2 protein-coding genes are annotated in these 717 nt (G+C 53.6%); both read right to left on the minus strand.

Annotated elements, in window-relative coordinates:
- Positions 1 to 228: hypothetical protein (locus AC07ED_RS07400; protein WP_105234369.1), on the minus strand; the 228-nt coding region annotated here is incomplete at its 3' end.
- The coding region (locus AC07ED_RS07405; RefSeq protein ID WP_478242031.1) for a M41 family metallopeptidase at positions 225 to 717 on the minus strand (493 nt) is incomplete at its 5' end. The genes AC07ED_RS07400 and AC07ED_RS07405, both read right to left, overlap by 4 nt.

Consider the following 717-nt stretch of genomic DNA (forward strand, 5'->3'; position numbering starts at 1 on the left):
GTCATCGCCCTCACCTGAGTCATCCGCCTCAAAGGCCTTTATCTCTTCAATGAACCTTTCGATCGCGAGGAAATCTTCACTCTCGTGGATCGAGAGGGCATTTCCTTCGGGATACCAGCCGGGAACAAGGCACTGATGTTTCTGCCCTTTGATCCAGATTGTCCATGGGCGCTCCTCACGTGTGAGTTTGTCACCCGTCACAGGATGAACACGAACATCTTTGCTCATAGGCCCTCCTCCACTTCGAACGCAGGTGAAACTTGAAACAAGAAGGCTGACAGCGCATCGCCAGAGAGTATGGCGCTTTCGCACAGTGCAGTGGCCATGGCTCGCAACAGACCTTCATGCGGGCGTAAGATATCGAGCGCGAGAGCCTGTGACTGCTCGATCAATTCCGACAGCTCTGGCAGGTGACAATTGATCGCATCAGAGACCAGAGTGTCGGATCTGCTTGACCAGAGCCATATTGGCCCAATGTCACCGAGGCCGAAGCTTGTGATCTGTTGGGCCGCAAGCGTCGTCGCTTTCGCGAGATCGCTCTTCTCTGATCCGCCGGAACCGATCGCCACATCCCCAAAAATCAGCTTTTCTGCAAAATAGCCTGCAAGCGCGTAGGCGCGTTGATGATGAAGCTCTTCAGCCCGTAGAATGTGAGGTCTAGTTTGGGTCGAGCAAATACCTCCCTCACCATCGAGCCTGACGAAATCAACATCAATA

Source organism: Aestuarium zhoushanense, from assembly GCF_056431045.1.